The organism is Streptomyces sp. NPDC005266, assembly GCF_040607655.1.
In the GTDB taxonomy this organism is placed as follows: domain Bacteria; phylum Actinomycetota; class Actinomycetes; order Streptomycetales; family Streptomycetaceae; genus Streptomyces.
Window position 1 is genome coordinate 20,539 of the sequence record NZ_JBEXHC010000010.1, and the last position, 9,399, is coordinate 29,937.

The 9,399-nt window shown below is 68.3% G+C and carries 9 protein-coding genes and 2 pseudogenes; 6 read left to right on the plus strand and 5 right to left on the minus strand.

From position 1 onward, the window contains the following. The first annotated feature begins 31 nt into the window (after positions 1–31). Genes ABZU99_RS19615 through ABZU99_RS19625 form a run of 3 tightly spaced genes read left to right on the plus strand, consistent with a single transcriptional unit; the run spans position 32 to position 1,524 of the window. A complete protein-coding gene (locus tag ABZU99_RS19615) occupies positions 32–472 on the plus strand; it encodes a roadblock/LC7 domain-containing protein (protein WP_356227905.1) in 441 nt (146 codons plus the stop codon). Positions 473–509: 37 nt separating this feature from the next. Beyond that, positions 510–947, plus strand: a complete 438-nt coding sequence (locus tag ABZU99_RS19620; protein WP_355944105.1) for a DUF742 domain-containing protein — start codon at positions 510–512, stop codon at positions 945–947. Positions 948–996: 49 nt separating this feature from the next. Further along, positions 997–1,524 (plus strand): ATP/GTP-binding protein, encoded by a 528-nt coding sequence (locus tag ABZU99_RS19625; protein ID WP_355944405.1) that lies wholly within the window; start codon positions 997–999, stop codon positions 1,522–1,524. 273 nt (positions 1,525–1,797) lie between these two features. Here the strand turns inward: ABZU99_RS19625 and ABZU99_RS19630 are convergent, their stop codons facing one another. The 3 genes from ABZU99_RS19630 to ABZU99_RS19640 all read right to left on the minus strand — a co-directional run bounded on the left by ABZU99_RS19630 (position 1,798) and on the right by ABZU99_RS19640 (position 4,517). Beyond that, entirely contained in the window at positions 1,798–2,103 is a 306-nt protein-coding gene (locus ABZU99_RS19630; RefSeq protein WP_355944107.1) for a hypothetical protein, read from the minus strand. A 269-nt stretch (positions 2,104–2,372) separates the two neighbouring features. Continuing rightward, positions 2,373–3,107: an integrase gene (locus tag ABZU99_RS19635; RefSeq protein WP_356050175.1), complete on the minus strand. Its 735-nt coding sequence runs from the start codon at positions 3,105–3,107 to the stop codon at positions 2,373–2,375. A gap of 387 nt (positions 3,108–3,494) precedes the next feature. Continuing rightward, a complete protein-coding gene (locus ABZU99_RS19640) occupies positions 3,495–4,517 on the minus strand; it encodes a DNA-directed RNA polymerase subunit alpha (RefSeq protein ID WP_355944111.1) in 1,023 nt (340 codons plus the stop codon). Positions 4,518–5,305: 788 nt separating this feature from the next. Between ABZU99_RS19640 and ABZU99_RS19645 the strand changes: the two genes are divergently transcribed. Continuing rightward, positions 5,306–5,446, plus strand: a complete 141-nt coding sequence (locus tag ABZU99_RS19645; RefSeq protein ID WP_356050184.1) for a hypothetical protein — start codon at positions 5,306–5,308, stop codon at positions 5,444–5,446. A gap of 16 nt (positions 5,447–5,462) precedes the next feature. Further along, positions 5,463–5,675, plus strand: a pseudogene (locus ABZU99_RS19650) (SAM-dependent methyltransferase); the annotation flags it as partial. 274 nt (positions 5,676–5,949) lie between these two features. Here the strand turns inward: ABZU99_RS19650 and ABZU99_RS19655 are convergent. Continuing rightward, on the minus strand, positions 5,950–7,437 hold the full coding sequence (locus tag ABZU99_RS19655; RefSeq protein ID WP_355944112.1) for a UDP-N-acetylmuramoyl-L-alanyl-D-glutamate--2,6-diaminopimelate ligase: 1,488 nt from the start codon (positions 7,435–7,437) through the stop codon (positions 5,950–5,952). Between the two features lie 776 nt (positions 7,438–8,213). Here ABZU99_RS19655 and ABZU99_RS19660 point away from each other — a divergent pair. Beyond that, positions 8,214–8,747, plus strand: a complete 534-nt coding sequence (locus tag ABZU99_RS19660; RefSeq protein ID WP_355944114.1) for a GNAT family N-acetyltransferase — start codon at positions 8,214–8,216, stop codon at positions 8,745–8,747. Positions 8,748–9,109: 362 nt separating this feature from the next. Here the strand turns inward: ABZU99_RS19660 and ABZU99_RS19665 are convergent. After that, a pseudogene (locus ABZU99_RS19665) lies at positions 9,110–9,399 on the minus strand (hypothetical protein); the annotation flags it as partial.

The following is a 9,399-nucleotide window of genomic DNA, read 5'->3' on the forward strand; positions in this document are numbered from 1 at the left end:
CACGTCGACAGGTGGGACTGAATTCAACCCAGTGGAGCCCGTTGACCTGCGTGCCGCCGCAGAGGACTTCACTTGGCTGCTCAACCGATTCGCGACGGAGACCGCAGGCGTGGTGGATGCCATTGCCGTCTCCTCCGACGGTCTGCTGATAGCCGTCTCGCGGCTGCGCGACCACGCGGACTCCGAGCGTCTTGCGGCGATCGTCTCGGGGATCACGAGCCTGGCCGTCGGCGCCTCGGGCAACTACGGCCTCGGCGCACTCAACAAGGTGATCATAGATCTGGAAGGAGGTCATCTCCTCGTCTCCGCGATCGGCAGCGGATCCGTGCTCGGCGTGGTCACCTCGAACGAGGCGAAGCTGGGGAGCGTCGCCTACGAGATGACCCTGTTCGCCAACCGCGTGGGCGCGGCCCTCAGCCCCGAGCTGGTCCTCGAGCTCAAGAACAGTGTCGGTTCCGCGGCCACCGGGTGATCGGTCCGGCACAACATGGAGAAAGGAAAGAACTGGAATGGCGTCCGAGGGTGGTCAGCACCACCCGGGCTCCGGCGGTTCGGGATCCGCCGGCCGCCCCTCGGCGATCCGGCCGTTCCTGCTGACCGCGGGGAGGGTGGCGGGCAGCGACGCAGAAGCGCCGCTCCCCATCGAGACCCAGGTCGTGGCTACCTCGTTGGGCCTGTCCACCCTCGACACCCTGGCCTTCGAACACCGCGACATCGTCGCCGCGTGCCGGCAGCCGCAGTCGCTGGCCGAGGTCGCCGCGAAGCTGCGCCTGCATCTGAACGTCGTCCGTGTGCTCGCGGCCGACCTGCGCGCCGACGCGCTCCTCGCCGTGTACGTGCCCAGTGCCGATGCCTTCCGTGACGCCTCCGTTCTGCGAAAGGTGATCGATGGTCTTCGTGCCGTCGCCGAATCCGAAGGGATACACCTTGACAGCCAACGGGACTGACCCACCGTGCGTCCCGGGCGAGACCGACCGGCCGCCCCTTCCCGTGAAGATGGTGATCGCGGGTGGGTTCGGCGTCGGCAAGACCACGACGGTGGCGTCGATCTCGGAGATCGAACCGCTCACCACCGAGGCGTCGGTCACTGAGGTGGCGGCGGGCGTGGACGACCTCAGCCACACCCCCCACAAGACCACCACCACGGTCGCCATGGACTTCGGCTGCATCACCCTCGACCCGACACTGAAGCTGTACCTGTTCGGGACGCCTGGCCAGGAACGTTTCGGCTTCATGTGGGACTACCTGGTGGATGGCGCGTTGGGCGGGTTGGTGATCGTCGACACCCGCCGCCTCGACGACTGCTTCGCCGCGGTCGACTACTTCGAGGACAAGGACATCCCGTTCGCGGTGGCGATCAATGCCTTCGACGGCGAGGTCGCCCACGGGCTCGATGAGGTGCGCTGGGCGCTGGACGTCAGCGACCACGTCCCGCTGTTCGTCTTTGACGCCCGCGACCGGGGCTCGGTGCTCGACGCACTGCTGGTGGTACTCGACCATGCGCTGAAGCGCGCCGAGGCGTAGGCAGCACACGCCCGTTCACGGCGGTTTCTGGGGACGTTGCAGACGTAGATGCGGTGGTGGCGTGCTACTGCGAGGAAGTTGATGAAGCCGCGTCCGCCGAGAATGTCGAATTCTCGGAGTCCGCCTTCCCTGTCGAAGGGGCGACCTACCTTTGCCGCGTCGACCCCAAGCGCGGCGATTCGGTTGCCAGCCGCTCGACCTCTGCCACGACGCCCGGCCCAAGTCCGCCGGCGACGTGCTCCTCGCTCGGGTTGTGTTCCCACGTCCAGTCGGTCACAGCCCGGCCTCGGCCTCCGCCGCCTTGCGGATCTGCTGAATTTCGTCGATGGCAGCCGTTGGGTCCTGTTCGGCCATATCCACAATCTGTTCGAGTTCACGGAGGCGGGCGGCACGTGCCGGATGCCGCTCGATGGCGATGAACACAGCCCATGAGTGGACGAAAGCGCGCAGGGGGGCGAGGCTCTGTGTCTCCTGTGCGTTTGTCGTTGCTTCGAACAGGTGCTGAGTGAGCGCGGGGATCCTGCTGGGAGCGATACGAGCAACAGCCGCACGCAGGGCATCCGGCGTGAGGTCGGGCATGGGGATCAGTGGTCCATACGGGCCGTCTGGCTGCGCACTCACGATGACCTCCGGTGCGGGGGATTGCCCGACGTACGATACCGTGCTGGCGTCGAGTGGCGTGGACGTACGGACAGGCGGGTGCGTGCACGGCGCCATCGGCACGGGAACTCGCGCTCTCAGACGCATTGGCCGATGCCTTGGCCTTCCCCGGGACGCTTGTGCTCACAGAGCCTTGTACGGCCTATTTAACGGCTATCGGTAAGTGGCTCATGGCGACGTTAGGCGCATCAGAGCGCGATACGAACCGTGGGGACACGCGAAGCGGTCGCTATCGTGCGATACGGATCGTAGCGGAGAGTTGCCGCGCTGCGGGGTCGTGGCCGACCGCGTCGAGGCGTGCGGCCAACCAGGTCCCTGATCTCGGGCGTGAGGGGGACGGTGCGGCGGCGTTTGCCCTTGGTGCCTTTGTCGATCAGCCCGCCGGGCCCGGGTATGGTCTGGCGGCATACGTCCCAGGTCCAGGCGCGCCGGTCGGTGTCGCCGGCCCGGACGCCGGAGACCTCGCCGATCCGGGCTGCGGTGCCTGCGGCGAAGCGGATGAGGTTGCCCCATCCGGGGAACTGGTCGGCGGACCGGGTCACGAGAGCGTCGGCGAGGGTCTCCAGTGCCTCCCAGGCGGGTAGCGCGAGCGAACGAGGGTCGTCCAGTTCGTCCTCGGCCTGCTTGTAGGTCTTCTGCCAGCCGGTGACCTTGGCGGGGTTGATATCGATGATGCCGTCGCGGACGGCCTGCTGCATGACCCGGGCGAGTGGGGCGATGGTGTTCTTGACGCTGGAGCGGCCGTGGCCGTCGGCGATCCATCCGTACAAGGCCCGGTCGATGACGCCGTTGCTGACGGTGGGAATCCGCAGATGGCCCAGGGTCGGCACGACTCGCAGGCGCCATCCGGCGCCGTCGGGGTCCATGGTCTTGGCTTCAAGACCCCGCGTCGCCAGGACGTAGGTGACCTCGCCGATAGGCACCCCGGCCCCGTCGTGCGGCGGGTGGCCGTCGCGGGCTCCGCGCGTCAGGTGCTGCTCGCCCGATCAGCGGCGGCCTGCGGCGCCAGGGCGCCGGCCAGCCGGTGACCGTACGGTCCCTCAGGACGGCCTTGGCCGGGCCCCTCACTGGCGGCCCGCCTGACCGCACAAGGCGGGAGGTTCGGGCCGCTGCGAGGTTGTAGGCGCTGTCAGTAGGCATCACGGACGCAGTTCCTCTGTGGCCAGGCGCCTGACGTACGCCCCCGTGTGCTGGCCGGGGGCGCCTTGCGTCAGACCGGCCGGCAGCCTGCTACCGCCGGCTGGCCGAGCAGCGGGGCGTACGTGCACCGCCGTACGCGAGGTTTCTCTATAACCTGCGCCGCGCAGCATTCAGTATTGCTCGGTCTCCACGAAACCCGCGTCCGCGTCGTTGTTCGCGCCGAGGGCGTCGGCAGCGGCGGTCGGGTCGAATCCGGGCGGGCTGTCCTTGAGGCCCATGCCCATGCCGGCGAGCTTTTCCTTGACCTCGTCGATGGACTTCGCACCGAAGTTGCGGATGTCGAGCAGGTCGGCTTCGGAGCGGGCGACCAGTTCACCCACGGAGTGGACGCCCTCGCGCTTGAGGCAGTTGTACGAGCGGACGGTGAGGTCGAGCTCCTCGATCGGCAGTACGAGTTCGGCGGCGAGGGCGGCGTCCGTGGGGGACGGGCCCATGTCGATGCCTTCGGCGTCGATGTTGAGCTCACGGGCGAGACCGAACAGCTCGACCAGCGTCTTACCGGCGGAGGCCATGGCGTCACGGGGACGCATGGCCTGCTTGGTCTCGACGTCGACGATCAGCTTGTCGAAGTCGGTGCGCTGCTCGACACGGGTCGCCTCGACCTTGTAGGTGACCTTCAGAACCGGCGAGTAGATGGAGTCGACCGGAACCCGGCCGATCTCCTGGCCCACCTGCTTGTTCTGCACGGCGGAGACGTAACCGCGACCGTGCTCGACGGTCAGCTCCATCTCCAGCTTGCCCTCGCCGTTGAGCGTGGCGAGGACGAGGTCGGGGTTGTGTACCTCGACACCGGCCGGGGGCGCGATGTCGGCGGCAGTGACCAGACCCGGGCCCTGCTTGCGCAGGTACATCACGACGGGCTCGTCCTGCTCGCTGCTCACGACGAGCTGCTTGATGTTGAGGATCAGGTCGGTGACGTCCTCCTTGACGCCCGGCACGGTGGTGAACTCGTGCAGGACACCATCGACGCGGATGGACGTGACCGCCGCACCCGGGATCGAGGACAGGAGCGTACGACGCAGGGAGTTGGCGAGGGTGTGGCCGAAGCCCGGCTCCAGCGGCTCGATGACGAACCGGGAGCGGAACTCGTCGACGACCTCTTCGGTCAGGGACGGACGCTGAGCAATCAGCACGTGGTGTTGCCTCCAGTGGTTTGGCGCCCGGCACGTGACGCCGTGACACCACGAAGCGTACGGGCGATACGGGCGATACGGTCTCCGCATAGGCCGAACCGCCCTTCTCCCCAACCAGGCGAGGAGGTTTCGCGCCTCCCCTCTGCCCGGCGTCCCCACGGCTTTCTGCTTGGCCCGCGTCCAGCTCGCGGGCGCGTATTTTGCCCTGGCCGTCCTGCGCGGCCGTGGCGGGGTGGTGTCGTGATCATGGCGTTGGCCGGGACAGTGACACCTCAAGCGGCCGCCTACTGGGCGCCCGGCTAACGGTGTACACGACCCCTGCCGGCCGGTGACGCGGATGGAGAGCGGGGTGGCGCCGGGGTAGGGCGCCTTGCGGTCGTAGGGGCGGTTGGCGGTGGCTGGCCGACTCCGCGTGGGGTCGAGATCGTGGGGCCGGTCGCCCAGCACCTCGTCGAACACCTTGCGGCGCACGGGCAGCGAGCCCCTACCCGGGCGAGTCAGTACTTTGTTCTGGAGCGTCCCGGTGGGATTCGGACCTGTAAAAATGCTTTTGGAGCAATCCGGAAACGTAAGGTCACGAGATTTTACGCTGGCTCTCTGAGGGCCTCGATGCCTTCACTGTCTACTTCTTCTGAGACTGTTCGGATTCGGCGGAATCTGGAGTCCATGGAAACCCAGACCGTCATGGGCGAAGCGCAGGCGCGCAAGCAGTGCGCACCGCACCGATGGAGCAGGTGCTCAGAAGGTACCTGGTGGGGGCGCGATCAATAGGGCTCTGAGCTGCACGGATGCGGGCAGCTGGATATCCCGCCTGGCTGCCCTGGGCCTGCTGCCTGGCCTTCGGCCTCGCCTCGGCCGGCGGCGTCGCCTGGCCGCACCGCACCGGAACACTGCCCGCCCCGCGCGCGGCCGTCCCCGCGGCGGCATGAGAGAGAGCGGCACGAGATGAGACACGAACGAAAGCGAGAGAGGACGCGGGGCAATCTGCTCACCGACAGCCCCGAACTGTACGAGGCCAGGTTCGCCGACCCCGAGCGGATCGCCGGACGCTGGGCCGAGGACGTCCTGCGGCGGTACGGCGCCGGCCCGCGGGCCCTCGACATCGGCCGCGGCACCGGGCGCGACGCCGGGTACCTGCACGGCGCGGGCCGCACGGTGGGCTTCGCCCTTGCGCGCACGGTGGGCTTCGCCCTTGCGCAGGCCGGTGCCGATGAGGAACTCGATCAGGTCAGCGAAGTCTGGATCGTTCGTGCGGCAGTGGCGCGGGAAGCGGATTGCCTGGGCCGGGGTCCAGATGGTGCGCTCGCCGGAGGCCGGACGCGGGATCACGGTGGGCCGGACGACGTTCGGCCCACCTGGAAGTCCGCGGACGAGACCGACTCGGCGGAACCCTCCACGAGTACCAGCGAGCGGCTTGAGCTGCGCGGATGATTTATCGAACCCCGCAGAGTTCGCGCACTGTCGCCATGTCGCTGAACGGGAGCAGCTGCTCACCGACGATCTGGTACGGCTCGCTGCCCTTTCCGGCGATCAGGACGATGTCGTTCCGGTGGGCGGCGGACAGGGCGTAGGCAATCGCCCGACGGCGGTCGGTCAGCCGTTCGAACGCCGTCCCGGTCGCCGCGAGACCTGGCGTGATCTGGTCCAAAATCGTTTCGGGGTCTTCGTTGCGAGGGTTGTCCGAGGTGAGGACGCACAGGTCGGAGTGGGTCCCGGCGATCTTCCCCATCCGCGCACGCTTGGTGACGTCACGGTCCCCGCCACAGCCGAAGACGGTGATGACCCGGCCGGAGGCGAAGGCCCGGATGGTGGTGAGGACTTGCTCCAAGGAGTCCGGGGAGTGGGCGTAGTCCACGATCACGGACGTGCCGCGCGGGGTTTCGAATCGTTCGAGCCGACCCGAGATCGGAGGCATCCGGTCGAGTGCGGTGACCAGTCCCTCCAGGTCGTGCCCCAGGATGTGGCAGGCGGCCACGGCCGCCAGAGCGTTCGCCACCGAGAATCGGCCGGGAACCGGGATCGCGGCCGGATACTTGTGACCGTCGTGGTGGAGAGTGAACCGCGTACCGAAGGCGTCCATGGTGAGGTCGGTGGCCCGGTAGTCCGCCTCGGCGTCGAGGGCGTATGTGGTCACCGCGCCGGGCATCATCACCGGGATCCCGGCACCCACCGGATCGTCGACGTTGACAACCGCGCGTCGGCACAGGCCCTGGAACAGGCGCAGCTTCGCGTCCCGGTAGTTCTCCATCGTTCCGTGGTCGTCGAGGTGGTCCTGCGTCAGGTTGGTGAAGACCCCGACATCGATGAACGAGTGGTCCACTCGGTGTGTCAGCAAACCCATCGACGTGGCTTCCAGAACCACGCTCCCGACCCCGCGGTCGCGCATGCACCCCAGCAGGTACTGGAAGTCCGGCGATTCCGGTGTGGTCAACACCGACCTCGGCATGGGGATCAGCTCGTCGCCGATCCGGTTGCCGGACGTTCCGATGACGCCCACCTTGGCACCCTCGGCGATCCGCAGGACGGACTCGACCATGTACGACACCGACGTCTTCCCGTTGGTGCCGGTGATGGCCACCATGTCCATCCGCCGCCCCGGATCGCCGTAGTAGCGGGAGGTGACGACCGCGGCCGCCGTCCGCGTGTCCGGCACCCGGACGACACACACCCCCGCGGTCGCAGCCCGGACCGGCGCCGGGAGATCCGGCGCTGTCCCGTCGACGAATACCGCCACCGCTCCGCGCGCGAGGGCAGGCCCAACCGCCTCGGGACCGCCCTCACCATGGCCGGGCACCGCGATGAACAGCGACCCCGGCGAGACCCGGTGGGCGTCGAAGCACGCTCCCGCAGTGATCTCCGTATGGGGGTCGCCCTGAAGAATCTCGTGGTCGTGCCCGGCCAGCAGCTCGCTCAGCTTCACAGGAATCCTTATCGATGACGCGGCTCGTCCGGCCCGCCGGCCGTCGCAGGGCAGACGGCGGGGCCGACGGCGCGCCGAAGCCGGGGGGCGGAAAGAAACGGGCTTGGCGACTACCGGATCGGGCCGGAGGCCACCACTCAGCCCGACAGGTGGAGTATCACGGGGTACACACGGGGAGCGGACCGCGGCGAAAGAAATCCACGGTCAGGCGGCCCGGCCGGACAGGGGACGTCGGAAATCGCTAGCCGTGGCCGTGCAAGGCCCGGCAGCTGGCCTGCGGCACCTCGACGTAGAGGGCGGTCGAGCACAGCGTGCGAGGCGCCTGCCGGCACTCCCTCACCCTCACAGCACGTGTGCAACCCATACGGCGAGTGTACGTCCAACGCAACGGTCCGGGATACGCGTACGCGCCCGTCCCGAGGCAGCGGCGTAAACGCGCTGGCATGACGCTCCCTTCCGAGCGCCACGCATCAGACGGGTGGCTTCCTGGACCTTGATAACGAAATGGCAAAGCCCCCGGATTCACGCGGGTCGCGGAGGGGTCGGTTCCGCGCACGAGGAGATTCCCCGTCCCAGGACGCGGATCCGCTACGCGATCTGTCGGTCGGTTCCGCGCGCACGAGGAGATTCCCCGCGGCCGGATGCGTCGACTACCGCCGGGGTGCAGTCGGTTCCGCGCACGAGGAGATTCCCCGCAGAACGGCGCCATCGCCCTGCGGGCAGCGTGGGCGGGGTCCGATTACCGCCGCGGCCCTGTCTTCGACAGGATGGATGCCATGAACGAAATCCGCACCGCCCGCCTCCTTCTCCGCCGCTGGCATGACGACGACATCGCCCCCATGGCGGACATCAACGCGGACCCGCAGGTCATGCGCTGGATCGGCGATGGCTCGGTCCGCGACCTGGACCATACGGCGGCGGACATCGAGCGCTGGGAGGAGGAGTGGGACGACGAAGGGTTCGGCCTCTTCGCCGTCGAGCTACTGGCCTCAGGCGAACTGGCCGGTTTCGCGGGTCTCTCCGTTCCCACTTTCCTGCCGGAGGTGCTGCCCGCTGTGGAGATCAGCTGGCGGCTCGGGCGACAGTTCTGGGGCCAGGGATACGCGTCGGAAGCCGCCCACGCCACGCTGGAGTTCGCTCTCCAGGATCGCGGTCTCGACCGCGTCATCAGCATCGACCGGGTGGGTAACGACGCGTCCCAGAACGTCGTACGCAAGCTCGGCATGGTGCCTGAACGCGAAACGACGCACCCGGCGTACGGCTTCCCGCTGCGCGTTCACACCATCGATCTCACCGAGTTCGCCGTCTGAACCCACCGACCCTGTGGGGCTCGGATATTCATCGCTGCGCCTCAGGCGGCGCACGGGTACTCGTTGACCGTGCTGCCCAGGACACGTGTACGAGCGGCACTGACGGTTCTTGCCCGGACGAAGGGCTCGGGGTCTTGGCCAGACCGTGCGGGGTGATGATGAGGCTGCCGGGGCGGGCGGCGGCTAAGCGATTACGGCGAAGTGAAGTGCTGATCCTTCTCGGCGTCCAAGCCCTCGGCCAGGCCGAACGGCGAGGGATCAGCGGCGAACTTCACCGCATCCGCTTAGCGCCAGCAGGGTGCGCTGGTGGTGCCCGCCGTCGCGGTGGGCGTACGGCTCGATCAGTACCAGCGGACGGCCGGTCACGGCGCCACCGCCTCGGTCGGCTGCTGGCGGGCGTAGTGCTCGGGCAGCCAGTGGGGGTCGTTGAGCAACTCGGACCGGGCCGGGGCGGGGGCGGCCTCGCGAACGAAGGAGATCCCGTCACGGATGCCTGCCGCCGCGTGCGCGGCGAACCCGCCGTTGCTGCTGGCCGTCCAGGTGTCGATCCGGGTGCCCGTGTCCTGATCGTTCATGCCGTACTCGCTGCCGCGGGCGAGCATCGCGCACTCGCGGAAACCTGCCTTCCATGCCAGGTACGGGCTCCGGTCGA

Coding starts and splice junctions, on each gene's coding strand:
- ABZU99_RS19625 (WP_355944405.1), top strand. CDS start 997: ATGGTGATCGCGGGTGGGTTCGGCGTCGGCAAGACCACGACGGTGGCG.
- ABZU99_RS19630 (WP_355944107.1), bottom strand. CDS start 2,103: ATGCCCGACCTCACGCCGGATGCCCTGCGTGCGGCTGTTGCTCGTATC.
- ABZU99_RS19660 (WP_355944114.1), top strand. CDS start 8,214: ATGAACGAAATCCGCACCGCCCGCCTCCTTCTCCGCCGCTGGCATGAC.
- ABZU99_RS19645 (WP_356050184.1), top strand. CDS start 5,306: ATGCGGGCAGCTGGATATCCCGCCTGGCTGCCCTGGGCCTGCTGCCTG.
- ABZU99_RS19620 (WP_355944105.1), top strand. CDS start 510: ATGGCGTCCGAGGGTGGTCAGCACCACCCGGGCTCCGGCGGTTCGGGA.